At 67.6% G+C, this 23,970-nt stretch carries 16 protein-coding genes and 2 pseudogenes; 11 read left to right on the forward strand and 7 right to left on the reverse strand.

Annotated elements, in window-relative coordinates; translation table 11 throughout:
• Positions 1 to 2 precede the first annotated feature (2 nt).
• The 3 genes from ACFYXH_RS05075 (at position 3) to ACFYXH_RS05085 (ending at position 3,682) form a co-directional block, all read left to right on the forward strand.
• On the forward strand, positions 3 to 1,640 hold the full coding sequence (locus tag ACFYXH_RS05075; protein WP_389560727.1) for an alpha-amylase family glycosyl hydrolase: 1,638 nt from the start codon (positions 3 to 5) through the stop codon (positions 1,638 to 1,640).
• A gap of 25 nt (positions 1,641 to 1,665) precedes the next feature.
• Positions 1,666 to 2,697 carry a LacI family DNA-binding transcriptional regulator gene (locus ACFYXH_RS05080; RefSeq protein ID WP_389560729.1) on the forward strand — a complete coding sequence of 344 codons (1,032 nt, stop codon included), beginning with the start codon at positions 1,666 to 1,668 and terminating at the stop codon, positions 2,695 to 2,697.
• Between the two features lie 85 nt (positions 2,698 to 2,782).
• Positions 2,783 to 3,682, forward strand: coding sequence for a phosphatase PAP2 family protein (locus ACFYXH_RS05085; protein WP_389560731.1), 900 nt, complete (start codon positions 2,783 to 2,785; stop codon positions 3,680 to 3,682).
• Positions 3,683 to 3,740: 58 nt separating this feature from the next.
• On the opposite strand, the gene ACFYXH_RS05090 is transcribed toward ACFYXH_RS05085, so the two are convergent.
• Positions 3,741 to 6,728, reverse strand: coding sequence for a bifunctional [glutamine synthetase] adenylyltransferase/[glutamine synthetase]-adenylyl-L-tyrosine phosphorylase (locus ACFYXH_RS05090; RefSeq protein ID WP_389560733.1), 2,988 nt, complete (start codon positions 6,726 to 6,728; stop codon positions 3,741 to 3,743).
• A gap of 379 nt (positions 6,729 to 7,107) precedes the next feature.
• Between ACFYXH_RS05090 and ACFYXH_RS05095 the strand changes: the two genes are divergently transcribed.
• The 3 genes from ACFYXH_RS05095 to ACFYXH_RS05105 all read left to right on the forward strand — a co-directional run bounded on the left by ACFYXH_RS05095 (position 7,108) and on the right by ACFYXH_RS05105 (position 10,462).
• The gene (locus ACFYXH_RS05095; protein WP_389560735.1) at positions 7,108 to 9,276 is read left to right on the forward strand and encodes a PIG-L family deacetylase; all 2,169 of its coding nucleotides are present in this window, start codon (positions 7,108 to 7,110) and stop codon (positions 9,274 to 9,276) included.
• 69 nt (positions 9,277 to 9,345) lie between these two features.
• Positions 9,346 to 9,909: a pyridoxamine 5'-phosphate oxidase family protein gene (locus tag ACFYXH_RS05100; protein ID WP_389560737.1), complete on the forward strand. Its 564-nt coding sequence runs from the start codon at positions 9,346 to 9,348 to the stop codon at positions 9,907 to 9,909.
• A 121-nt stretch (positions 9,910 to 10,030) separates the two neighbouring features.
• Complete coding sequence (locus ACFYXH_RS05105; RefSeq protein WP_389560738.1) at positions 10,031 to 10,462, forward strand: VOC family protein; 432 nt, start codon at positions 10,031 to 10,033, stop codon at positions 10,460 to 10,462.
• A 1-nt stretch (position 10,463) separates the two neighbouring features.
• On the opposite strand, the gene ACFYXH_RS05110 is transcribed toward ACFYXH_RS05105, so the two are convergent.
• Together ACFYXH_RS05110 and ACFYXH_RS05115 are read right to left on the reverse strand one after the other, a co-directional pair.
• The gene (locus ACFYXH_RS05110; protein ID WP_389560740.1) at positions 10,464 to 11,372 is read right to left on the reverse strand and encodes a helix-turn-helix domain-containing protein; all 909 of its coding nucleotides are present in this window, start codon (positions 11,370 to 11,372) and stop codon (positions 10,464 to 10,466) included.
• A gap of 262 nt (positions 11,373 to 11,634) precedes the next feature.
• Positions 11,635 to 12,057 carry an ATP-binding protein gene (locus ACFYXH_RS05115; protein ID WP_389560741.1) on the reverse strand — a complete coding sequence of 141 codons (423 nt, stop codon included), beginning with the start codon at positions 12,055 to 12,057 and terminating at the stop codon, positions 11,635 to 11,637.
• 123 nt (positions 12,058 to 12,180) lie between these two features.
• Between ACFYXH_RS05115 and ACFYXH_RS05120 the strand changes: the two genes are divergently transcribed.
• Both ACFYXH_RS05120 and ACFYXH_RS05125 read left to right on the forward strand, forming a co-directional pair.
• On the forward strand, positions 12,181 to 13,008 hold the full coding sequence (locus ACFYXH_RS05120) for a helix-turn-helix domain-containing protein (RefSeq protein ID WP_389561275.1): 828 nt from the start codon (positions 12,181 to 12,183) through the stop codon (positions 13,006 to 13,008).
• Positions 13,005 to 13,214, forward strand: a complete 210-nt coding sequence (locus ACFYXH_RS05125; RefSeq protein WP_389560742.1) for a DUF397 domain-containing protein — start codon at positions 13,005 to 13,007, stop codon at positions 13,212 to 13,214. Before ACFYXH_RS05120 ends, ACFYXH_RS05125 begins: the two co-directional genes overlap by 4 nt.
• Positions 13,215 to 13,617: 403 nt before the next feature.
• Here ACFYXH_RS05125 and ACFYXH_RS05130 read toward each other — a convergent pair whose 3' ends face one another.
• Complete coding sequence (locus ACFYXH_RS05130; protein WP_389560744.1) at positions 13,618 to 13,974, reverse strand: hypothetical protein; 357 nt, start codon at positions 13,972 to 13,974, stop codon at positions 13,618 to 13,620.
• Positions 13,975 to 14,253: 279 nt separating this feature from the next.
• Between ACFYXH_RS05130 and ACFYXH_RS05135 the strand changes: the two are divergent.
• Positions 14,254 to 14,484: pseudogene (locus tag ACFYXH_RS05135) on the forward strand (tyrosine-type recombinase/integrase); the annotation flags it as partial.
• A 131-nt stretch (positions 14,485 to 14,615) separates the two neighbouring features.
• Here ACFYXH_RS05135 and ACFYXH_RS05140 read toward each other — a convergent pair.
• Positions 14,616 to 15,065, reverse strand: a complete 450-nt coding sequence (locus tag ACFYXH_RS05140; protein WP_389560745.1) for an Imm26 family immunity protein — start codon at positions 15,063 to 15,065, stop codon at positions 14,616 to 14,618.
• Positions 15,066 to 15,096: 31 nt separating this feature from the next.
• Here ACFYXH_RS05140 and ACFYXH_RS05145 point away from each other — a divergent pair, with 31 nt between their 5' ends.
• On the forward strand, positions 15,097 to 15,246 hold the full coding sequence (locus tag ACFYXH_RS05145; protein WP_389561276.1) for a helix-turn-helix domain-containing protein: 150 nt from the start codon (positions 15,097 to 15,099) through the stop codon (positions 15,244 to 15,246).
• Positions 15,246 to 16,529, forward strand: a pseudogene (locus ACFYXH_RS05150) (tyrosine-type recombinase/integrase). Before ACFYXH_RS05145 ends, ACFYXH_RS05150 begins: the two are co-directional and overlap by 1 nt.
• Before the next feature lie 132 nt (positions 16,530 to 16,661).
• Here ACFYXH_RS05150 and ACFYXH_RS05155 read toward each other — a convergent pair.
• On the reverse strand, positions 16,662 to 17,048 hold the full coding sequence (locus ACFYXH_RS05155) for a hypothetical protein (RefSeq protein WP_389560747.1): 387 nt from the start codon (positions 17,046 to 17,048) through the stop codon (positions 16,662 to 16,664).
• On the reverse strand, positions 17,045 to 23,938 hold the full coding sequence (locus ACFYXH_RS05160; protein ID WP_389560748.1) for an RHS repeat-associated core domain-containing protein: 6,894 nt from the start codon (positions 23,936 to 23,938) through the stop codon (positions 17,045 to 17,047). The genes ACFYXH_RS05155 and ACFYXH_RS05160 overlap by 4 nt, the downstream gene beginning before the upstream one ends.
• Positions 23,939 to 23,970: the final 32 nt, after the last annotated feature.

Raw genomic sequence — 23,970 nt, forward strand, 5'->3', positions numbered from 1 at the left:
CTATGACCCACGAAGTCGCTTCCGCCGTCACCCTGCCCGGACCCGCGGCAGCCGAGGGGCCGCTTCCTGCAAGCTCTTCCACCGAGGGCGGCGGCTGGTGGCGCGATGCCGTCATCTACCAGGTGTACGTGCGCTCCTTCGCCGACAGTGACGGTGACGGCGTCGGGGATCTGCGCGGGGCCACCCGGCGTCTGCCTCATCTCGCCGAGCTGGGCATCGACGCCGTATGGCTCACACCCTTCTACGCCTCGCCGCAGGCCGACGGCGGCTACGACGTCGCCGACTACCGGGCCGTGGACCCGCTCTTCGGGGATCTCGCCGACGCCGACGATCTCGTCCGCACCGCCCACGGGCTGGGCCTGAAGGTGATCGTGGACATCGTCCCGAACCACACGTCGGACCAGCACCCGTGGTTCCGGGCCGCGCTCGCGGACCACGACGGGGGTACGGCCCGCGAGCGCTACTACTTCCGGCCCGGCAGGGGCACCGCCGGTGAGCTGCCGCCGAACGACTGGGAGTCGGTCTTCGGCGGCCCCGCCTGGACCCGCACTCCGGACGGTGCGTGGTTCCTCCACCTCTTCGCACCCGAGCAGCCCGACCTCAACTGGGAGAACGAGGAGGTGCACGAGGAGTTCGAGTCGGTGCTGCGCTTCTGGCTGGACCTCGGCGTCGACGGCTTCCGTATCGATGTCGCGCACGGCATGGTCAAGGCGGCCGGCCTGCCGGACATCGGCCACAAGGAACAGGCCAGGCTGATCGGCGCCCAGAAACTGCCCTTCTTCGACCAGGACGGGGTGCACGAGATCCACCGCTCCTGGCGCAGGCTCCTCGACTCCTACCCCGGCGACCGGATCGGCGTCGCCGAGGCCTGGGCCCCCAGCCCGGACCGCCTCGCGCTGTACGTACGCCCCGACGAACTGCACCAGGCCTTCAACTTCCAGTTCCTGCGGTGCCCTTGGGATCCCGAGGCGATGCGCAGCGTGATCAATGAGTCACTGACCGCCACCGCCTTGGTGGGGGCGACCACCAGCTGGGTGCTGTCCAACCACGACGTGGTCCGTCACACCACCCGCTACGGCGGCGGGCAGCAGGGGCTGCGCCGGGCCCGCGCGGCCGCGCTGCTCATGCTCGCGCTGCCCGGTTCGACGTACATCTACCAGGGCGAGGAGCTCGGCCTGCCCGAGGTCCTCGATCTGCCGAGCGAGGTGCGCCAGGACCCCGCCTTCTTCCGCGCGGCGGGGCAGGACGGCTTCCGCGACGGCTGCCGGGTGCCGATCCCCTGGTCCGGCGAGGAACCGCCGTACGGCTTCGGCCCCGGATCCAGCTGGCTGCCCCAGCCGGACAGCTGGCGGGAGCTGTCCGTGGCGGCCCAGACCGGCGACCCGTACTCGACGCTCGAGCTCTACCGCTCGGCGCTGGCGCTCCGCCGCGAGCTGCCGGGCGGCCCGATGCGGTGGCTGCCGGGCCCCGAAGGGCTGCTCGCCCTGTCCCGCCCTGGCCTGGTCTGCACCCTCAACACCACCGGATCGGTGATCGAACTGCCCCTGCCGGGACGGCTGCTGCTCTCCTCCGGGACCATGGAGCCGCCGGGTGACACAGCCCGTATTCCGGCTGATTGCTGTGCGTGGTGGGCAATCTGACGTGCGACCGGTACAGTCCAATCCTGTGACCGCACGGCTTGCCGACATCGCAGCCCAGGCGGGGGTCAGCGAAGCCACAGTCAGCCGCGTGCTCAACGGCAAGCCCGGTGTGGCCGCGGCAACCCGCGAATCCGTACTCGCCGCGCTCGATGTGCTCGGATATGAGCGCCCGGTGCGCCTGCGACAGCGCAGCGCCGGCCTGGTCGGCCTCATAACGCCGGAGCTGGACAACCCGATCTTCCCGGCACTCGCGCAGGTCATCGGCCAGGCACTGACCCGGCAGGGCTACACCCCGGTCCTGGCCACCCAGACCCCGGGCGGCTCCACCGAGGACGAGCTCACCGAAATGCTGGTGGACCGTGGCGTCTCCGGGATCATCTTCGTCTCGGGCCTGCATGCGGACACCACGGCCGACATGCAGCGCTACGACCAGCTGCGCGGGCAGGGTGTCCCCTATGTCCTGCTGGGCGGCTTCTCGTCCAAGGTGAAGGCCCCCTTCGTCTCGCCCGACGACCGGGCCGCGATGCACCTCGCGGTGACCCATCTCGTCTCACTCGGCCACACCCGGATCGGCCTGGCGGTCGGCCCGAAGCGCTTCGTTCCCGTGCTGCGGAAGATCGAGGGCTTCCAGCAGGCGATGGAGAATCAACTCGGCCTCGCCCCGGAGGAGTCCGAAGAGCTCATACAGCACTCCCTCTACACGCTGGAAGGCGGTCAGGCCGCGGCAAGCGCCCTGATCGGGCTCGGGTGCACCGCCGTGGTCTGCGCGAGCGACATGATGGCGCTCGGAGCGATCCGGGCCGCCCGTGGGCAGGGCCTGAAGGTGCCGCGGGATGTATCCGTGGTGGGCTTCGACGACTCTCCGCTCATAGCGTTCACGGACCCGCCGCTGACCACCATCCGGCAGCCGGTGCAGGCCATGGGTCAGGCGGCCGTCCGAACGCTCCTGGAGGAGATCGGCGGCACCCCTGCCCCGCACAGCGAGTTCGTTTTCATGCCTGAGCTGGTGGTTCGCGGTTCAACAGCTTCCGGGCCCGGAGCCGCCGGACGTACCTGAGTCGTCCTCAAGGCGTAGCGGATGCGTCGGGAACTCAACCAGGGGATGATCGGTCGGGGGACGGCATCTGGCAGACTCTCGTCCCATGGGTGAAACGACCGTGAAGACTATGGAAAGCCGGACGGCTGCCCCGTCACCCATGGTGGACGAGGCCTCCGAAGCGCCACCGCGTACCGGGCTGCACACGCTACGGTCGCCCCGCCGCCCGCGGATCTGGTTCGAAGTCCTGCTGATCGCGGTCAGTTACTGGACATACTCGCTGGTCCGCAACGCTGTGCCGGAGCAGAAGACGCAGGCACTGCGCAACGCCGACTGGATCTGGAATGCCGAGCACTCGCTCGGCATCGCCGTGGAGCAGACGATCAACCACGCCGTGAATTCGGTGACATGGCTGATCGTTTCGATGAACTACTACTACGCCACCTTGCACTTCATTGTGACGATCGGTGTGCTGGTGTGGCTCTACCGCTGGCATCCGGGCCGTTATGCGGCTGCCCGTTCTGCCCTCTTCGCCACAACAGGTGTGGCTCTGGTCGGTTATTACCTGTACCCGCTCGCACCGCCCCGGTTGATGGACGGCCACGACTTCATCGATACGGTCCTGGTCCACCACACCTGGGGTTCGATGGCCTCGGGCAACCTCAAGAACATGTCGAACCAGTACGCGGCGATGCCGTCGATGCACATCGGCTGGTCGCTCTGGTGCGGCCTGATCATTTGCGCTCTGGCCGCCGCGCCCTGGGTGAAGATCCTCGGCATCCTCTACCCGACGGCGACGCTGGTCGTCATCGTGGCCACGGCGAACCACTTCTGGCTGGACGCGGTGGGCGGCATGATCTGTCTGGCGTTCGGCTTCGCGGTCTCGTACGCCTGGTACCGGACGCTGCCGCATCAGCTGCCGCAGCTGGTGGAGAAGAACGACACCCTGGGCCGGCCGCTCCCCCGCTTCAGCCCCGGGCTGAAAACAAGCACTACCGGCGATTGAGGAGCGGGGTTCGGGGCGGAGCCCCGACAGGGGCCCCGGGAACTCCACCCCGCGCCCCCTACGCCCCGTAGAACAGCACCTCCACCACGGCCCGCGCCCTGCGCGTAATCCGGCGGTAGTCGTCCAGCATGTCGCCCACATGCCCCGGGCCATACCCCAAGTACCGCCCCACCGCCGCCAGTTCGCGGCCGCCCGACGGAAACGTGTCGCCCGCCCGGCCGCGTACCAGCATCACGCCGTTGCGCACCCGCGTCGCCAGCACCCACGCCTCGTCCAGGATCTGCGCGTCCTCCGTGGAAATGAGGCCCGCCGCGTGCGTGGCCGCCAGCGCCTCGCGGGTGCGGGTCGTGCGCAGGCCCGGTTCCGCCCAGCCGTGGCGCATCTGGAACAGCTGGACCGTCCACTCCACATCGCTCAGCCCGCCGCGGCCCAGCTTGGTGTGGAGCGTGGGATCCGCGCCGCGCGGAAGTCGTTCGGACTCCATCCGGGCCTTCAGCCGGCGGATCTCGAGTACGGCGTCGTCGCCGAGGCCCTCCACCGGATAGCGCAGCGGATCGACCAGATCGATGAAGCGCCGGCCCAAATCCACGTCGCCCGCCATCGGCTCCGCCCGTAGCAGCGCCTGGCTCTCCCACACCAGCGACCAGCGCCGGTAGTAGGCCTCGTAGGAGGCGAGCGTGCGGACCACGGGGCCGCTCTTGCCCTCGGGACGCAGATCCGCGTCGATCAGCAACGGCGGGTCCGCGGTGGGCAGCTCAAGCAGCCTGCGCATCTCCGTGACGACCCTGTTCGCGGCCCGCGTCGCCTCCTGCTCGTCCTCGCCCTCACGCGGCTCGTGGACAAAGAGCACATCCGCGTCGGAGCCGTAGCTCTGCTCGTGGCCGCCGAAGCGGCCCATGCCGATGACCGCGAACCGCGTCGGCAGCGTGTCGCCCCACTGCGCGCGCACAGCAGCCCTCAGCGCGCCCGAGATCGTCGCGGCGTTCAGGTCGGTGACCGCGTTCCCGACCCGGTCCACGAGCTCGCCGGGGTCGGCCTCGGCCGGGCTGTCCTCGGTCCCGTACGAGCCGATCAGATCCGCCGCGGCGGTACGGAACAGCTCCCGGCGGCGTACACCACGGGCCGCGGCGACCGCTGCCTCCGCCGTGTCCGCGCGCCCGACGGCCGCCAGGACCTCCTGCTCGAGCGCCTCCCTGCCGCGCGGCGCGAGGCCCTCCGGGTCGCCCAGCAGGGCCACCGCCTCCGGGGCCCGCAGCAGCAGGTCCGGGGCGAGCCGCCCGGCGGACAGCACCCGCGCCAGATTCTCGGCGGCCGCGCCCTCGTCCCGCAGCAGCCGCAGATACCAGGGGGTCTTGCCGAGCGCGTCGGACACCTTGCGGAAGCCGAGCAGACCGGCGTCCGGGTCGGCCGAGTCGGCGAACCAGCCGAGCAGCACCGGCAGCAGGGTCCGCTGGATCGCGGCCTTGCGGGTCACGCCCGACGACAGGGCCTCCAGATGGCGCAGTGCGGCGCCGGGATCGGCGTAACCCAGCGCCTCGAGCCGCTGCCGCGCCGCCTCCGGGCTGAGCCGCGTCTCGCCGGGTGTGAGCTGGGCGACGGCGTCGAGCAGCGGCCGGTAGAACAGCTTCTCGTGCAGCCGTCGCACCACCGACGCATGCCGCTTCCACTCCTTGTTGAGTTCGGCGACCGGGTCCGTACGCAGGCCGAGCGAACGCCCCAGGCGGCGCAGATCGGCCTCGTCCTCCGGCACCAGATGCGTACGCCGCAGCCGGTAGAGCTGAATGCGGTGCTCCATGGCGCGCAGGAAGCGGTACGCCTGGTCCAGCTGCGCGGCGTCGGCCCGGCCCACGTATCCGCCGTGCGCCAGCGCCCGCAGGGCCTCCAGCGTGGTGCCGCTGTGCAGTGTCGCGTCGCTGCGCCCATGCACCAGCTGCAGCAGCTGTACGGCGAACTCGACGTCCCGCAGACCTCCGGGGCCCAGCTTGAGCTCGCGTTCCACCTCGGCGACCGGAATGTTGTCGACGACGCGGCGGCGCATCTTCTGCACGTCGCCGACGAAGTTCTCGCGTTCCGCGGCCTGCCACACCAGTGGTGAGACGCCTTCGATGTAGTCCTCGCCGAGCGCGAGGTCACCGGCGACCGGACGGGCCTTGAGCAGCGCCTGGAACTCCCAGGTCTTGGCCCAGCGCTGGTAGTACGCGAAATGGCTGGAGAGCGTACGGACCAGCGGGCCGTTGCGCCCTTCGGGCCGCAGATTGGCGTCGACCGGCCAGATGGTGCCCTCGACCGTCGTCTCGGAGCAGATCCGCATCAGATGGGAGGCCAGCCGGGTCGCGGCCTGGATGGCCTTGCTCTCGTCGGCGCCCTCCACCGGTTCGCCGACGAAGATGACGTCCACGTCGGAGACATAGTTCAGTTCATGGCCGCCGCACTTGCCCATGGCGATGACGGCGAGCCGGCACTGCGCGGCGTCCGCGGGCGCGGCGCTGCGGGCCATGGCGAGGGCCGCCCGCAGCGTGGCCGTCGCCAGGTCGGCCAGTTCGGCGGCGGCCTGGGCGACATCGGTCGTACCGCACACATCGCGGGCCGCGATGGACAGCAGGCACCGCCGGTAGGCGATCCGCAGGGTGACCGGGTCGATGGCGTCGGCGAGGCCGCGTTCGAAGTCGGCGACGCCCGGGTGCAGATCGGTCGCCTCGTACGTGACGAGGGCCTGCCAGTCGCGCGGGTGGCGGGCCAGATGGTCGCCGAGCGCCTCGGAGGCGCCGAGCACTCCGAGCAACCGGTCGCGCAGCGGTTTCGCGGTGATGAGGGTGTCGAGAAGGCTCTGGCGCTCGGCCGGGTCCTGCGCCTCCACCAGCCGTACGAGGCCGCGGAGCGCGAGGTCGGGGTCGGCGGTGGCCCCGAGCGCGTCGAGCAGCACCGGGTCCGTCCGGGCGGAGGACATGTCGGGGAGGTCGAGGAGACGTTCGGCGGCTGAGGGATCGGTGAAGCCGTGCCGCAGCAGTCGAGTGAAGTTACTGCTCCTGCGCCCCGGCACCGTCATTCCGCGGTCTCCTGTCCTGCTTGCCCTGTCCTGCTGCCCGGTCCTGCTTGCCCTGTCCTGCTGCCCGGTCCTGCTTGCCCTGTCCTGCTGCCCGGTCCTGCCTGCCCTGTTCCGGCCGGGCTCTGCGGTCCCGTACCGGCCGATCAAGGTCCGGATTCGAGCGTAGCCGCAGGGGCGCGCGGCGGACCCCGGTGAGCCCCGGCGCGGATGAAGTGTGAGCCGCGGTGCGGATGACGTGACATGAGACATGTTGTTCGGCCTTCGGGGCGAATGAACCGCATGCTCGATATTTCCGTCTTCTTGGCCGACCAGCACTGATCGCTCTCGATCACTGCTGGTCAGGACCCTTTGACCCCTTGAAAACCGAAGGCACAACCGCATGCTGTCGTCCGGGCCCCGCCGCTCCGCCCTGCTGTCCCGTCGTGGCCTGACGGCGACCTTGATCCTGGCTCCGCTCGTCGCCGTCGCCTGCCTCTCCGGCGCCGAGGAGGCCACCTCCGACGCCCAGGAGAACGTGATCCCGGCGGCCCGTCCCGCGGGCGCTTCCGTGATGCAGATCGTCGCCCACCCGGACGACGACCTGTTCTTCATGAACCCGGACACCAGCCAGTCGGTCGGCGCCGGCCGCGCTCTGACGTCGGTGTACCTCACGGCGGGCGAAGCGGACGGCGTGAACGCATCCAAGAGCGCTCCGGGCGGCGGCCCGTTGTCCGCGGACGCGCTCGCCAAGCTGCCCGCCTCCGACAAGGGCCGCTACGCGGAGGCCCGGCAGAACGGCATTCGCGCGGCCTACGCGGAGATGGCCACCGGCAACCGCACCAGCCCCTGGCAGCGCACCACGATCCCCACCGCCGGGGGCGGCACGGCCGAGCTCGACACCCTCAAGACGCGGCCCGAGGTCAACCTGGTGTGGGTGCAGCTGCACGAGGCCGGCTCGATAGCGGGCGACCGGCCGAAGAGCCTGCACGGCCTGTGGGACGGCCGGGTGGACACGCTCGGCTCGCAGCTCGCCTCCGGCGGCCCGGTCACCAAGCGCTTCGCGTACACCAAGGAGGAGGTCGTCGACACGGTCGCCGGTCTCCTCGAGCGGTTCCGCCCGACCCACGTCCGGATGCAGGACCCGACGCCGGGCCGCAACGCCGCGTCGGGCAAGCTCACCGATCACCAGGACCACATGTACGCCGCGCGGTTCGTGCAGGCGGCGCTCGCGCGGTACGCCGACTCACCGGGCCGCCCCGCCTTCAGCGTCCAGAACTACCTGGGCTACTTCACCAGCGGACTGCCGCGCACCCTCGACCCGGCCACCGCCGCGGCCAAGTTGCGCACGCTGAAGACGTACGCCTGGCTGGACGGCGAGGACCACTGCGGCGACAAGGCCGGCTGCGGCGACCGCAAGGTGGCCGCCCGCCCCGCCGGACACGGCTGGGCGCAGTCCGTCCGCTACACCCGCGGCGAGTCCACGTCCTGGGTGCAGCCGGGCAGGGACGGCGGGCTGTGGGCGTTCTCGGTGCTCGACACGCGGCTGGCGGTCTGGCACAAGGCGGCCGGACCTGCCGGGTCCGCCGGGCCTGCCGGAGCCAAGGGCGCGTGGACCGGTCCGAAGCTGCTGGCGGGCGAGGGCATCGACAGCGGAGTGACCTCGGCGAAGCTGCCCGACGGGCGGATCGCCGTGTTCGGCACCCGTACGACGCTGGGCGACGGCCCGGAGGACTACCGCAGGGACGTCGTCACGACCGTGCAGCGCACACCGGACGGCGCGTTCGGGCCATGGGCCTCGCTCGGCACCCCCGAGCGCGACGACGCCTCCAAGACCTCCGACATCAGTGCCCCGGCGGTGACCGTGAACAGCGCCGGCCTGATGACCGTCCATCTGCGCAACGGAAGCCACTCGCTCAGCTCCACCGCCCAGCGGCCGGACGGCTCCTGGACGCCGTGGCAGGCGCGGGGCGGCCGGAATCTGCATGGCGACCCGGTGGCCGCGACCGACGCGAAGGGCCGCCAGTACGTCTTCGTCAGCACCGCCCGCTCGGTCGTCTCCTTCATCCAGCCGGCGCCCGGCGCGCCGCTGACCGGCCCGACCGCGACCGGACTGCCGCCGACGACGCTCGCGCTGAGCGCGGGCCGTGACGGCGACGGCGTACGGCTCTGGTTCCGCAAGCCCGGCTCGGGCGATGTCCGCACGGTCCGCTTCTCCGGCACCGGCGTCTCACCGGTCACGGAGCTGGGCGGCCTGGCGGGCTTCGGTCCGGTCAGCGTCTCGGGCCCGGACGACACCCTGCTCGCGGTCCGCTCCCGGACCGGGGTACCCGGCACGGCGCTGCTCGCACCGGCCGTCGCGGGGACCGGCAGAACGGGCGCGGCAGGGAGGTCGGCGCAGACCGGGCGGGCCCAGTGGCGGGCGGCCGGTTCGCTGTTCGCGGGCGCGCCGTCGGGCGTACCGAGCGGGGCGAAGGGCGCGGGTCTGGCGGCGGTGGGCCTGGACGGCCGCCTGTACTGGGCGCAGGCAGATGCCCGCGGTTCGCTGGCTTCCTGGACCCCGGTCGGCTGACCGATGAGTACGGGCGCGGGGCGCGGTCTACACATTCGGTGACTACCCCGAATGCGAGAGGACCGCGCCATGCCCGAGAACGACCCAGTGAACGACCCCGCGAACAGCCCCGGAAACGACCCCGAGGACGAGCCCCAGGCCGAGCTGGACGCCCGGTACAGCGACGCGAAGGCCACCACCGCCGACTGGTCCCGGGCGGTTGAACGCCTGAGCGCCGCCGAGATCTTCTGGCTGTCGACCGTACGGCCCGACGGCCGTCCGCACGTCACCCCGCTGATCGCCGTATGGCACGACGGCGGGCTGCATTTCTGCACCGGCGCGGACGAACGCAAAGCGAAGAACCTCCGCCACAATCAGGAGGTCGTCCTCACCACCGGCGCCAACGCCCTGAGCGAGGGCTACGACTTGGTGGTCGAGGGCGAGGCGGTGCGGGTGACAGACGAGACGCGACTGCGCGCGCTGGCCGGGGTGTATGTCGAGAAGTACGGCAAGGACTGGACGTTCGAGGTCCGCGACGGCGCGTTCGTGGGCGGCGGCGGCCCGGCGCTGGTCTTCCGGGTCGCGCCGCGCACGGCGTTCGGCTTCAGCAAGGGCGACCCGTTCGGCCAGACCCGCTGGCAGTTCGCCCAGTGAACTCGACTCGATCTCAACCCAATCGATCTCAACTCAATCGGCAACTCAATCGGTCTCAGCTCAATCGGTCTCAGCTCAATCGGTCTCAGCTCAATCGGTCTCAGCGAGGGGAACACCACCGATGGAAATGACGCTCGAAGTGATCATGGTCCCGTCCTCCGATCTCGACCGGTCGAAGACGTTCTACGAGGACGGCTGCGGCTTCAAGGTCGACCTCGACCAGGAGGTGGCCCCCGGCATCCGCATCATCCAGCTGACCCCGCCCGGCTCCCGCTGTTCGATCGCACTGACCAGCGGCATGCCCGACCACCCCGGTCAGCAGGCCATGACCCCGGGCTCACTCCAGGGCCTCCAACTGTGCGTGACGGACATCGCCGCGGCCCACACGGCATTGACCGACCGGTCCGTGCCCGTCAGCGCGATCCAGCACGTGGGCCGAGGGGGCTGGGAGGACGGCCCGGGCGAGACATGGAACTCGTTCATGTTCTTCAAGGACCCGGACGGCAACGGCTGGGTGGTCCAGGAGGCCCCGGCGCCACTCGCGGAACGCTGACTCAGGCGGCCATGTCTCCGCGCGCGGCACAGCCGGGGCAGCATCCCGGTTCCGGAGCGCGGAAGGCGCGATCGCAGCGGTCGCAGTTCTGAAGCGGGTCGGGGCGGGGTGTGACCGCAACGGCCGGGAGCGGCGGGGGCAGCATGGCCGTCAGGCGGTGGGCGAGGAGAGCCGCCGGGTGGTGGATCGGGTCGGCGGGCAGCGCCGCGGTGAGGGTACGGCGTACGGCGCCGGGCTCGATGCCGCGTTCCAGCCAGGCGGACACGGCAGGGGCGAGGCGGCGGACGTCCCGCGCCGAGAGCAGGAGCCGGGGGTCGTGGGCACGCAGGCCGGCCAGCAGCTCGGCGGCGGTGCGGTGGCGTTCGAGGTCGGGCGTCTGCGGCTCGGGAAGCGGAGCTGGGGCGGGCCTCGCCGGCCTCGCGAGGGCGGCGGCGGGGGCGGGTGGCTCGGGTGCCGGCCCGGCGGCGGACGGTGCAGGTGCCGCTGGTTCGGGCTCCTCGGGCTCCGGCGCCGGTTCGCGGCGGGGTGCGGAGGCGGTTGCCGGGGCGGCGGGGCGGGCCTGCGGCTTGTTGTACGAGATCGTGCGGGTCACGATCTGCCCGGACGGCATACGTTCCTTGATCCGTGCCAGATAACCATGCGCCTCCAGCTCCCGCAGAGCGGCGGCGATCCGGGTCTCCCCCTCGGGGAACTTCGCAGCCAGGGCCTTGATGCCGACCAGGGCACCGTCCGGCAGCGACTGGATGTGGGTCGCAAGACCGATCGCGGTCAGCGACAGCTCGGGGTGCTGCGCAAGGTGGTTTCCGACAACAGTGAACTGTTCGGGGTGGCGTTCGTCCACGTGGCCAACTCCGGGTCGGGAACGGGCGGACCGAGCGCGCAGGCGCGCGCTAAAGTGCTGCTCAGCCATCGGGAAGCTTCCTCTTCCTCGGTGGTCAGGCCCTCGTTCGGGATTGCAGTCCCGGCGGGGGCCGTCTCATGTGTGGTGTTGTGTGTCGCGGCCGACCCTGCCCCACCGAATCCCTTGATCGCCAGCCGAGTTGGCGCGGATCACTCGTGTGAGTGACCAGGCGGGGCGGGGTTGGGTTTGGTTGGTTCTTTCCCTGGTTCTTTACTTCTTTTGGCATCGGGCGCGGCCGGGGCGCCCGGTTCCGCGACCCGGCCGGGATTGGTCATGGCGCAAGATCGAGTTCCGCCCGGACCGTCTTGCAGGGAGCGGACCCATCGTTGGCGCCCCAACGGTCGGCGTACGCCTCAACCATCAGGAGGCCGCGCCCCGACTCCATGTCCGCTTCAGGGTGTTCGGGGGTGTGGGGCAGCCTGTCCGCGCGAGTGTCTGCGACCTCGATACGTACCGTCCCCGCGTCGGCGAGGGCAAGCGTGAGCCGGAACCCGCGCCCCTGCACGCGTCCGTGCAGCACGGCGTTCGCGGCGAGCTCGGCGACGATCTGCTCGGCAGCCTCGAACGGCTGCCCCCAGTCGATCAGTTGCTGGACCGTCAGGCGGCGGGCAAGTCGAGCCCCGCGTCGCGTGGACGAGAGCAGCACGGTGAAGTGGCGGACGGGCGCCGCAGTTTGGGTGATTTCTTGGTTCACGTCACTCAGCGTGGCCGCCCGCACCTACGCTGAACAGCAACGACGTCGGTACGCAGCGTAACTGTCCGGGAGCGGTCCGGCCCTGTCCGGCGCGTACCCCGTGACGCAGCAGAGGTGAGCACTATGGGAGTGGACAACGGCTCGGAAGACGACGACTCCGGCGCTGTGATGAAGACGGTCGGCCGCCAGATCAAATTGTGGCGCGAGGCTGCGGGGCTTCGACAGGGCGAGTTGGGCGCGGCAATCGGCTACGGCGAGGAACAGGTCTCCTCCGTGGAGCGCGGCCGCCGGGTGCCGAAGCCCGAGTTCCTCGACAAGGCAGACGAAGTCCTCAACGCGGGCGGGAAGATCGCCGCGATGAAGAAGGGCGTGGAGGAAGCCAGGTACCCGAAGAAGGTCCGCGACGTGGCGAAACTCGAGGACGACTCGGTCGAGTTGTGCGCGTATGGCAACTCCGTTCTCGACGGGTTGCTGCAGACCGAGGAGTACGCGCAGGCGGTGTTCGGAGCACGACGGCCCCCGTTCACCGAGGAGGCACTTGACCAGCGCGTGGCAGCCCGGATGGGACGGCAGGAGATTTTCGAGCGGGTACCCGCTCCCGTCTTCGGCTTCGTCCAGGACGAAGCTACGCTCCGCCGCCGCGTCGGAGGCAGAATGGTGCTGCGGCGGCAGCTCGAACGCCTCCTGGAGGTCGGCCAGTTGCGGAATGTTGAGATCCAGGTGATGCCCTTGGACCGCGAGGACAACGCCGGCTTGGGTGGTTCGTTCCGGCTACTGAGGCTACGGGAAGGCGCCACGGTGGGGCTGAACGAAGTGCAGCTCATCAGCCGCGTGATCTCCGACCCCAAGGAGATCCAGATCCTTGAGATGCGGTATGGCATCATCCGGGCGCAGGCGCTCACGCCACGAGAGTCGCTGGCCTTCATCGAGAAAGTACTGGGAGAGACATGACCATAAAGCCCTCTACCGGAGATCACGGTCGCGAGCTGGAGTGGTTCAAGAGCAGCCACAGCACGGACGACGGCCCGTCGTGTGTCGAGGTCGCGGCGAGCCCGGGCACCGTCCACGTACGGGACTCCAAGGACGTGAACGGCGCACAGCTCGCGTTCACCGAAGGACCGTGGACCGGCTTCGTCGCGTACGCAGCTAACCGCTGACACAGGAGCCTCCGCATGGACTGAGGCGCCCGCAGCGAGCAATCACTCCAACGTCATCACCTGGGCGATCTCTGATGAAGAAGCAGCACGACTGACCAGGTGGCGTTGCAGGGCCGGAAGAACGTTACTGTTGCCTTCAAGCACCACAGGAGCCCATCCTCGGCGGGGCTCCTTAATTCACCGCTGATTCAGCGTCACAAACGCCCCTGAACTGCCGATAGCCGCTCTCGGCTAATAACTCGGTCACGATTCCTCAGCTGCGCGGCTCCGTCAGTACTCACCCCATCGAAGGGAGATGAGGCGACCACCCACCGCTGACATCCAGCCTCTTGAGCGAAGAGCACAGAACCAGAAATGTTCTGATCAAGTTGCCCCATCGCCGTCAGGCAGACATGTGCACACTTCAGCGCGACTTCAACGTCTCCGCTGGAGCGGCATAGAGCCGCGTACAGCAGCGCAAGCGCTGCATAGAAAGAATAGTTTCCTGCCACGTCGACAATTCCCTCGTCTGACGGCTCAAGCTCCGGGAATCCGGACAGAGATTCCACGTAGCCCTGGAATGAGTCTTGTAGATTTCAGAATCCCAAAGGTCATCCAGAAGCCGGATAACGACATCGACGTCACCACTTCGCGCAAGATCATCGCCGCGCAGCCCAGTGAACACCTGCGCCATCCGCTCCGCACAGCTCGCCACGAAGGCCTCGACATGGGCCTGCGGCTGCACTCGAAGGGCCGCCGCGACGGCCTCGTCGACTACCACTCAAAGCTCCTCTGGCGAGTTGTAGTTACACCACTACCGGGATATACCTTCCCCATCATCCTACCGTCGGTCCCACGGATCAGCGGCGCACAGGTGCCTAGACACACATTCCGAGAAGTCCCGCCAGAGATGGGCGTCCACCCCATCTCATTGATAAAGAGGAGGGCGTTCTGCTCGGCGTGAGTTCCTGGAATGTCGTCGGCAACAATCTCACCCTTCCGGATTGCCGACATTTGTGCCGGTGTCAGACCGTCGCCAGAGCCCGCGACAACATTGACGGTCCGCTTCCACGACCTCCGGCACTCCACCGCCACCCTGCTCCTGGAACAAGGCGTCGAACTCGTCGTGATCAAGGAACTCCTCGGACACGCCCACATCGGCGTCACCGCCGGCGTCTACGCCCACGTCCGACTCCGCCTCCAGCGCCAAGCCATCGACACCCTCGGCAACGCCCTCAGCCCCACCTCCAACGACCCTGACGACCCACCCGCCGCAGCCATGGTCCGCTGACGTTGCCGTCAGCGTTGCCGTCAAACGCCTCTGGGGCCCCGCCGGGATTTCATTCCGGTGGGGCCCTTCACAGACCCAGGCACCAAATAGGCCCTGCCAGATTGCATCCGGCAGGGCCTATTTGTGATGAGTTACGCGCCCAGGAGGCGCGTGAGCTTAATCTCTGCAAAGCCTGCCCCTTCGAGCCCATCCTGCGGAAGCAGTCGACATTCACGCGAATCGAGTCGCTCTTCGCGGGAAACCGTGAGCGAATCATCGTCGTAAACGACACGAATATCCCCGCCCCTACAGAACTCAGGGACACTCCATTGCGCAGGATTCCACGATTCCAACCTACCCACGACCGGCCACTTCTCTCGAATAAGCCCAAGGTCGCCGAACCGGCAGATCTTAATCGCCAAATTCGCCTCGAACGTACGCGCTTGCGGCGGGCTTTCGAGGGACTCCACACGCGGACCGAAGAAATAGCCGAGCACGATGCCCTTGCCATCCGCCCTGGCCACCACACCATGCGCGTATCCGTGATCACGAAGAGGTACCGCGAAGATATCCCCTGGTGAATACGGCAACTTTCGAGTCACCTCTAACCGCCTTGTCCCGGTGCCCCAGGTGATGGCCCGCCTCCAACTCGGCCGCTCCGCCGTCTACGACCTGCTCCGCTCCAACCAGCTCGCCTCGATCACCCTCGGCCGCGCCCGCCGCATACCCACCCACGCTCTGACCGACTTCATCCGTACTCGCCTCGACCAGGAAGCCGCCTGATGACCACGCCCCGCGACACCCCCGCCTCCCGCCGCGTGCGCGCCAACGGCGACGGAACCGTCTACCAGCGCAAGGACAGCCGCTGGGAAGCCGCCGGATACGTCCTCGCACAGGGCAACACCCGTCGCCGCGTCCGCGTCTACGGCACCACCCGCAAAGACGCCCTGGCCAAGCTCACCGAGAAAATCGCCACCAGCAACCGCGGCATCCCCGTCCCCTCCGCGCAGGGCAGCCTGGCCGCGTACCTGACGTACTGGCTGGACAACGTCGCCATCCACCACCTCCGCGAGAACACCCACACCCGCTACACCACCTGCGTCAACCGCTACCTCATCCCCGGCCTCGGCAAGAAGAAGCTCACCAAACTCGCCGCCAAGGACGTCCGCACCTGGCTCAACCAGCTCCGCACCACCTGCCAGTGCTGCGCACGCGGCATCGATGGCCGGCGTGATGAGCCCCGCTGCTGCGCCGCCGGTCAATGCTGCTCCATGGTGTTGTCCCCGCTGACACTGACCTACATCCACTCCGTGCTCAACTCCGCCCTCGAGCACGCCGTCCGTGAAGAGGAAATCCCGCGCAACGTCGCCCGCAACGTCCGCACCGGCACCCCACGGCCCCGGCGCTTCGAACCCCTCACCGCCGACGAAGCCCGCCAGCTCCTCACCGCCGCGCAAGGTCACCGGTTGCACGCCCTGTTCGAACTCGCCCTCCACACCGGACTCCGCAAGGGCGAACTCCTCGGCCTGCACTGGGAAGACCTCAACCTCGACGCCGGCACCGCCGCCATCCGCCGCACCCTTCAGCGCACCAGCACCGGCGGGCTCACCACGCTGCCCACCAAGACCCGGGCCTCGGAACGCCGCATCGCCCTCCCCACCCGCTGCGTCCAGTCGCTGAAGCACCACCACGAACAGCAGCAACACGAGCGCGAGGCAGCAGGCACCGCGTGGCAGTCCAACGGGCACGTCTTCACCACCGCGCAGGGCAGACCGATCGACCCGACCAACCTCACCCGCACCTTCACCACACTCCTCCGCACGGCCAGCCTCCGCCGTATCCGCTTCCACGACCTCAGGCACTCGACCGCCACCCTGCTCCTTGAACAGGGCGTCGAACTCGTCGTGATCAAGGAACTCCTCGGCCACGCCTCGGCGTCACCGCTGGCGTCTACGCCCACGTAAGGCTTCGCCCTCCAACGCCAAGCCATCGACACACTGAACGGCGCCCTCAGCGGAGACAGCGACACCCCTGACAGCCCACCCGGTGCTGCCGTCGTCTTCTGACGTTGCCGTCACCGTTGCCGTCAAGCAGAACAGAGGCCCCACCGGAATACTCCGGTGGGGCCTCTGACATCTGACTGGCCCCGCTCTCCGCGAAGCTGCGCGTCGAGACTGGTCAGATTCTATCGTCGATTGTCATTGACTGGATTCGGTGAACTCGGCTAGCCGCTCATAGATTGCCTCTACCGCGGCCTCCTCCAATTCCCCCACCATCCAATCATTTGATGCCATGCGATTGAGGAACTCGGTGGGGAGCTTCACGTGATACTTCCTCACGTAGTACGCCAGACTGCTCGGCCACACCCAGACGCCATCTGTCCGAATTGAGTATTGGCAGATTCTCTTGGCATCCACATCCAGCAGATCATCAACCCACTGACTTGCGGCGACAATAACCTCCCCTAGCTCTAGGTACTGCGCCGCAAATCGCTCCCAGGGTTGCTCGACAGAGGTCGCCGCAGTGGAGACTTCCTCAGCAGATTCATAGAATCCCGCACGTCTCACGATGCCCTCTCCTGTCATCTGCCCCCTCCAGGAATGAAACTCACCCATTCACCACCGTAGTGGGATCGACCAAGCGCTGCGCCCTCACGACCAATGCTGATCCTACCGTTGGGACGTACATACAAGTAGCCGTTGGGTGCCAGAACTTCCACGCCGAGCTTGTTGGCAAGATCCTGCGCGAAGGTTCCCCTAGACGCACCAGTCTGGCAAGAGCAGAGCCTAATTGGCCCGCCGGTGTAGTTCGGATCGCTCTTTATCAGTCCTGCGAGCACCCGGTGGTTAATCAGGCTGGAGCCGCCTTCCGCAGCATTGAAGCTGGGGGCGACCCCGTCCGGGGAACCGTGGATCCAAACGTCGTGATATCCCTCAGCGCGCTCGACTTTCGGTATAAACCCGTTCAGCTGGTCTTCTGCCGAAAGAAGATTGGTTGAGCAATTGTGAACCAGGACCGGAGTGGCGCCTGCGAGCACATAGTACGTGTGTATGCGGCTGATGGTCAGGTCGTGGGTGCGCTGCTGCTTCTTGTAGTGGCGCGTAGCCACGACCTCGAGGTTGCGCTTGCTCGGCGTGTACAGCTTGGTGCCGGGCTGCACATCTCCGGCGTTGATCCACTTCTTCTGGTCCGTGGACCAGAAGGGGTGGGTGTCGGTGGCGACGATGGCGGCTTGACCATCGCTGGTCTTGACTGTGAGCTCGGTGAAGTCCTTGTCATCCTCGGTGAGGATGGTGTTGATTACCTCTTTGGACTGCGTCTCACCGGTGTCCGGATCGGTGGAAAGTAGCTTGTCCCCATCCTTCACATCTTCGATGTTCTTGGTCGAGCCATCCGCCAGAAGGACCTTGGTGCCGGGCAGGAAGCTGTGACATCCAGCCCCGACGTCCGATACGGCTTCCGCAACGTCGTCGCTCTTCTTGCTGGCCTTTTTCGCGAACTTCAGGGCTTTGAGTGGCTTGAGGAAGGGGATATCGGTTGCTGCCCAGCGGCACTGAGCCAGGTTGCCGTCCCCCAGGCACTCGCCCCAGGCTTCAACGTCAGGAACGAGGATCGAAACCAGGACCGGGGCTACGTACTTGGTGTAGAAGTTGTTTGGAATCTGCTTCTTGTAGGTCTGGATCGACTGGCCGTGCTTTTTTGTGACGCCCTTGGACTGAGATCGCCATGACCAGGTGTAAGAGGTGGTCTTGGCGCCACCTGCCTTGGAGCCGGTATATCCAGGCCAGTACTGCTCATGGCGGTAGCTCCAGCCGCCCTGGCTGTCGACGAACCAGCCGCTGCCGGCTGAGCCGTTGTAGCTGCCCTTCGTCCACTGGTCGTTGTAGTCGGCTCCGCCGGCGGGGCCGTCGGGGCGCAGACCGGTGGGATCGGTGAATGCCACCGGGTTGTTGTTGGCGTAGGTATAGCCGTGGGTCTGCTGAGGGTCACCGAGGTCGAGGACGGGGTCGACGCTGATGAAGCGGCCGATTGCGGGGTCGTACTCGCGCGCACCGAGATGAGTGAGGGTGGTGTCGGGGTCCTTGGTGCCGCCGACAAAGTCCTTGTCGCCGATCCAGTTCGTGGGCTTGGTGCCGCGTGGAGCACCGAAGATAGTGGTCTTGCGGCGTGCGACCGCCTGTGTTGCGTCGGCGGTGATCTGTGCGGTTGTTGTGCCGTGGTGGTCCGAGAGAAGGAAGGTCAGCTTGCCGCCGGTGCGCATGGCGACGGTTTGACCGTCCGCCTCGTAGTAGCGGGTGCCGGTGACCTTCCCGGCCTTGTCGAGATGGAGTTCGTTGCCGCCGGGGAGGTAGAGGGTGGTGCCGGTGGAATCGCGGCGGATGAAACGTTGACCTGCCGTGTCGTACGCGTACGAACTGGTATCGGTGACCTTGGTGACGGACCCGAGGTGGCCTTCGTCGTCCCACTTGAATGACTGGGTGTCCGCGTTACCGATCTTCCGAGTCTCGGTGTTGCCCGCATCGTCGTAGGTGTAGGTCTCGACCCGGGGGTCTGCGCCTGTCTGGGTAACGGACGGCAGGTTGTGCTTGCCCGCGACCGGCGAGGCGTAGGTCCGCAGCGTGTCGGAGGTCGGGCCGGAGGCGGTCTTGTGCTGGGTCTCGGTATCGCGGTTGCCGACCGCGTCGTAGGTGTAGCTGGTCCAGTAGGCGTCCTGTCCCCCGACTACTGCGTCCGAGGGCGCGGTGGCGCACTGTTCACCGGTGTTGGTCCAGGCCGCGGTGATGCGGCGCAGGGCATCGAGGGTGAAGCACTGGGTGTCGGTGGTGCGGGTGGTGTCCTGGCCGTAGGCGGTGGCGATCTGGGTAATGCTGCCGGCCGGGTCGTAGGTGTAGCGGGTGTCCTCGATGCGCTGCGGTGCTACGTCGCGATCGGTAACGGCACGGGTCAGAGCGCCTGTGTGGTCGTCATACTCGCTGGTCGTCCACAGGTGGCGGGCGAATTCGCCGTACTCGAGACGGCTGCTGCGGCCGTAGTGGTCATAGCTGCTGGCGGAGATCAACGGGTCGCTGCCGGCGTAGACGGAGTCGAGGAGCCCGCCGGTGTTGTAGGCGCTGGAGACTGACTCAGCCGGAAGACCCCCCATTCCCGGGTGTTCGGTCTCCATCAGTTGGCCGGTGTTGTCGTTGTAGAAGTTGGACCACTGATACGTGCCGGCCAGGGCCCCTTCATTTTCATTGGCGGGGATGGTGACCTTGGTGCCGACGGGCTGGTACAGGTCGTTGTACTCAGTGACTTCAGTGGCGTACGCGTTGCCGCCGATGTAGCGGGTGGATGCAGTGGGCTGGCCCTTGGCGATCGAGTCGTAGGTCCAGCTCGACAGTGTGGTGCTGCCCTTCTTGACCGCGGTTTGGCGGCCGAGGGCGTCGTAGTCGGTGTGCAGGGTGATCTTGCGGACGTCGGTGACGTCTGTGACGCGGTTGCCCTTGTCGTAGACGGTGGTGGAACTGCCCTTGTCCGGGTCGTCGACCTGGGTCTGGCGACCGCGGATGTCGTAGGTGTAGGTCCACTTGGCGCCGGAGGGGTCGGTGACCTGCTGGAGCTGTCCGTGCGTGTTGTAGCCGTAGATCGTGGACTGTGACGCGGTGCGGGCAGCGTTGGTGTACTGCTTCAGTTCCGTGGTGCGGCCCAGTGCGTCCGTGATGGTCGTCGCGGCAGTGCCACCGGCGGGTGGGACAACAGTGGTGGAGTCACCGGTGTAGCTGGTGGTGGTGCGCTTGGTCTCGTCGCCGAATCGCTTGGCGATGACGGCAGTGGGACGGCCGGCGTTGTCGAAGATGGTCTCGGTGGACGACGGGTACTTGGTCTCCTGCCCCGTCACCAGCACCGGTTCAGCGGCGCCAACGGCGAAGTAGGTGCCGGACGCGAACCATGGTTCACCGCGGGTGTTGTAGAAGGTCTCGGACACCAGGCGGCCGACGCGGTCCGGGGACTTTTCCTGCGTCTGACGTGGACGCATGAGACCGTCGTAGAAGGCATAGCTGGTCTGGTACTCGGAGTTGTGGTCGAGGGTCTTGCTGGTGATGACGATGGGGCCGTCGTTACGGACGAGATAGTCGAAGGAGTAGTTCGGGGCGTTGGGGTAGTCGGCAGCCGGACGGGTCGGAATCCAGACCTTGGTGACGCGACCCAGCGGGTCGTACGCAGTCGTGGTGACCTTGTTGTTGGTATCAGTAACCTTCTTGGGCTGCGCCCGCAGCGGGTCCAGCACGGTCGTCACCGTGTGGCCCAGCGGGTTGGTCAGCACAGTCGTCGTCGGTACCTCACCCGTGGTCGGGGTATAGGCAATGGTGCTGACCTTGCCGTAGGCGTCGGCCTCCGCAGTCTGACGTCCGTAGAGGTCGTAGCAGAGCTGGTCCTTGGCCAGGCCGCAAATGCTGGGCGTGGAGTCAGTGACGTCGTAGCCGCTGCCCGTGCCATTGATGCGGTCGGTCTTGGTGACCAGCCCCTTGGTCGGGGCGGCCCCGAACGCTCCGCCGTCGTAGTAGGTGCGAACGTCATCGACAACCTGGGCCGGCCGGTTGGGCGTCGCGTCACAGTCGACCGCGACCGTCTCACTCCGAGAGACCTTGTCGAGAACCCAGGCGACCTTGTTTCGCGTGTACGTGGTGGTAGTGCACTGCTCGTCCCCGGCCTTGGCGATGTCACCAAGCTCGGAGACGGAGGTGACCATGCCGTAGGTGTCAAAAGTACGGGTCACCTTGGTGGTGCGGGTCCCGCCGGTGATCGTCGTGCGAGTCTCATCCGCCTCGGTGCCCGTGTGGTAGGCCTCAAGAGCAGGCAGTTGGGCGGCCGTACGCGCCTGCGAGGCAGTCAAAGCCGAGCGCCACGGCGTATAGGAGATCGCGGAAACAAGTACATCGCCATCGCCGTTGTAGGTGGCGCTCTCGCGGAGCATGCCGGCGAACTCTTCGCGGTCGGTGACCGCTACACCAGCTGAATTGTTGACGCCGATGCCGTCGGCGCCTCGGAAGTAGCGGTTCTCGCTCAGCGTTTTGGGCGCGGTGCCGGCGCCCTTACGAGTCTGGACGCGGTAGTAGCCGCGGGCGATCGAGTAGGTGCGGTCGGCGGGCTTGGTGAACTCGTCTGTGCTCTTCCCCCACTCGGCTGCTCCCACATAGGCGTACTCGGTCACCGTGTCGGGAGTCTCGGCGAGGTTGTCGCCCTCGATGACGCGCTGCACGGGGTAGGAGTTGAACCAGTCCTGCTTGGCCGTCTCCCCCTCGTATGCCCACTTCACCGGGTAGCAACGAGTCGTGTTGGAGCTGTCGGTGGGCGGCAGGGCTGTGGCGCTGCAGTCGGGGTCGACGTAATCGATGCCGATGGTGCCGCCGGTCTCCGTGGTGATCTGCGACATGCGCTGCCGCACGAACGGGGCAAGGCCGTCGCCGAGTTTGTCGACCCGGTTGGGCTTCTGCACCCCTGCGAACGTCACCGAGGGCAGGACGGCGGTGCCGTCGGCCTTGCCCGTGCGGGTGAGGGACTCCAGCCACATCGGCGTGGAGATGCCATCACCCGAGGGAGGGAATCCCTGCTTGAGCGTCCAGGTGTCGACGTCCTTGTAGGCCCCTCCGGTAAGCATCTTGGTGGTGATGGAGGCGAGGCGCTTGCGGGACCAGAAGGAGGGCGAGTACTTGTCCTTGCACTCGGTTGCCCCATCCTTGCAGTACTGGTCGAACGGGACGTCCGGCCAGTACTTGGCGTGGGTCTCGTCGAAGGTGGTACAGGTCGTCAGGCACCGTTCAGCAACATCGAACTTCACCTGGCCCATTGCCTTGGCCGTGTAGACAGCGTTGGATCGCAGGCCGTAGTCGATGCGATCCAGGTAGCCACCGCGAACGTAGGGCGTGACGGTCGACTTACCGGTGGTCTCGGAGACGTTGCGGCCGTAGTTGTTGGCCTCGGTCCTCCAGTAGTAGGCCATCGCGTTGCTACGGGAATCGACGACATAGTCGAGCTGCCAGCGCCACGCCTGATCACATGACGCGGACGCGAACGAAGCGTTGTAGCACGGCTCGCCGGACTGGTTGCCGAACACCGGGACCGTCCACGTGGAGTTCGTCACCGGATCGTCCGCCGCGGTGCCGTTGTCGCTCCAGCCGGGCAGCTTGTTCAGACCGAAAAAGTACTGGGTGCCATCAGTCGTGGTGATCTTCCAGTGCTCGCCGACGCCGTCTACTCCGGCAGTGCCCTTGTCGGGGTTCGATGCGCCCTGGAGCTTCTCAACCTTCTCACCCGCGTCTTGGGCGGGATGCCAGCCCGTAGCGCTGTCGTGGACCAGCTCGGTGGTCTTACCCCCGAGCGACAGGACAGCATTGTCGTTGTACCAGCACAGGTCACCGACCTTGGTGGTGTTCGTGCCACCGGACTTGTCGTCATTGCACGGCTTGTAACGCCGCTCGATGTAGCCCGGCTCCCAGCTCCAGCCGTCGCCGATCCAGCCGGGCTGGTTGTTGGAGGCTGCTGTGCGGCCGTCTATCGCCTGCGAGTTGTACCCCAGTGACACCTGCGGCTGCAGACCACCCGGCACCGACGGTGCACTGATCGGATAAGTCCAGCTGAACGCACCCGTCGCGCCCCCTGCACTCCATGAACCGGACGCTCCGAGCGAAGTTGCCTTGTAGTCGCCCGTCGAACCTGCGGCCGCTGCCGTTGCCGCGAGCACCGTCGCCCCTGCGGGAACGGATGCGCCCTTGGCGGCGCCGGCAGCTGCGGCCGTAGGGCCATTCAGCGGGACGGTCGCGGAGAGCGCGCCTGCCTTGGTGTCATTCGTCGTCGCGAGCGGCTTGCCGGTCCGGCAGGCGGGCTTGTCCGGGGTGGTCAGCGAACAGGCGGGAAGCTGCACCAGCCGCAGACGGGCCGCCCAGTCTCCGCCGTAGGCGCCGCGGAACTCGCGGTAGTCAACCTGCACTCTGGCGGTGGCAGCGCCCCTGGCACCGTCGGCACGGGCCACCGACAACAGGAGCCCGTGTACGCCTGCCTTTCGGGCCGCACCCTGGCTTGCGACCACAACTTTCATCTTGGCCGGCGGGTGCGCCTCGGAGCGCGCCTTGGAGGATGGGGAGCCGACAGCAACCGGGAGGGTGCCCGCCCGCTTCGGCGCGGAAGCCGCCCCTGCCGCATTCAAGTCGACAGTCGCGCTGCCCGGCTGCGGCCAAGTTACCTTCGGCGCCGTCCACTTCTGCCCCGCCGCGTTGCTGCGCAGCTTCGTTCCGCCTGAGGCCACCTGCTTCACAGCCACCGTCGGCGGCTGCTTGAGCTTCGGGAGGTCAACCCCCTTACTGCCTGCAGCTGCTGCTGAAGCACTTGCAGGCAGCAAGCCCCCCATGACCGCGACCGCTATGAGCCCAGCCCATCCACGCGTGCCGAAACGGCTCACGCCCCACCCCCCGCGACGAAAGCAAATTTCGCCGAACATAGCAGCTGAATCGAGGTTCAGGAATATTCAAT

Source organism: Streptomyces sp. NPDC002730, assembly GCF_042888805.1.
Taxonomy (GTDB): domain Bacteria; phylum Actinomycetota; class Actinomycetes; order Streptomycetales; family Streptomycetaceae; genus Streptomyces.

Coding starts and splice junctions, on each gene's coding strand:
- ACFYXH_RS05145 (WP_389561276.1), top strand. CDS start 15,097: ATGGCCCGCCTCCAACTCGGCCGCTCCGCCGTCTACGACCTGCTCCGC.
- ACFYXH_RS05100 (WP_389560737.1), top strand. CDS start 9,346: ATGCCCGAGAACGACCCAGTGAACGACCCCGCGAACAGCCCCGGAAAC.
- ACFYXH_RS05125 (WP_389560742.1), top strand. CDS start 13,005: ATGACCATAAAGCCCTCTACCGGAGATCACGGTCGCGAGCTGGAGTGG.
- ACFYXH_RS05105 (WP_389560738.1), top strand. CDS start 10,031: ATGGAAATGACGCTCGAAGTGATCATGGTCCCGTCCTCCGATCTCGAC.
- ACFYXH_RS05075 (WP_389560727.1), top strand. CDS start 3: ATGACCCACGAAGTCGCTTCCGCCGTCACCCTGCCCGGACCCGCGGCA.
- ACFYXH_RS05085 (WP_389560731.1), top strand. CDS start 2,783: ATGGGTGAAACGACCGTGAAGACTATGGAAAGCCGGACGGCTGCCCCG.
- ACFYXH_RS05160 (WP_389560748.1), bottom strand. CDS start 23,938: ATGTTCGGCGAAATTTGCTTTCGTCGCGGGGGGTGGGGCGTGAGCCGT.
- ACFYXH_RS05120 (WP_389561275.1), top strand. CDS start 12,181: ATGGGAGTGGACAACGGCTCGGAAGACGACGACTCCGGCGCTGTGATG.
- ACFYXH_RS05095 (WP_389560735.1), top strand. CDS start 7,108: ATGCTGTCGTCCGGGCCCCGCCGCTCCGCCCTGCTGTCCCGTCGTGGC.
- ACFYXH_RS05155 (WP_389560747.1), bottom strand. CDS start 17,048: ATGACAGGAGAGGGCATCGTGAGACGTGCGGGATTCTATGAATCTGCT.
- ACFYXH_RS05110 (WP_389560740.1), bottom strand. CDS start 11,372: ATGGCTGAGCAGCACTTTAGCGCGCGCCTGCGCGCTCGGTCCGCCCGT.
- ACFYXH_RS05090 (WP_389560733.1), bottom strand. CDS start 6,728: ATGACGGTGCCGGGGCGCAGGAGCAGTAACTTCACTCGACTGCTGCGG.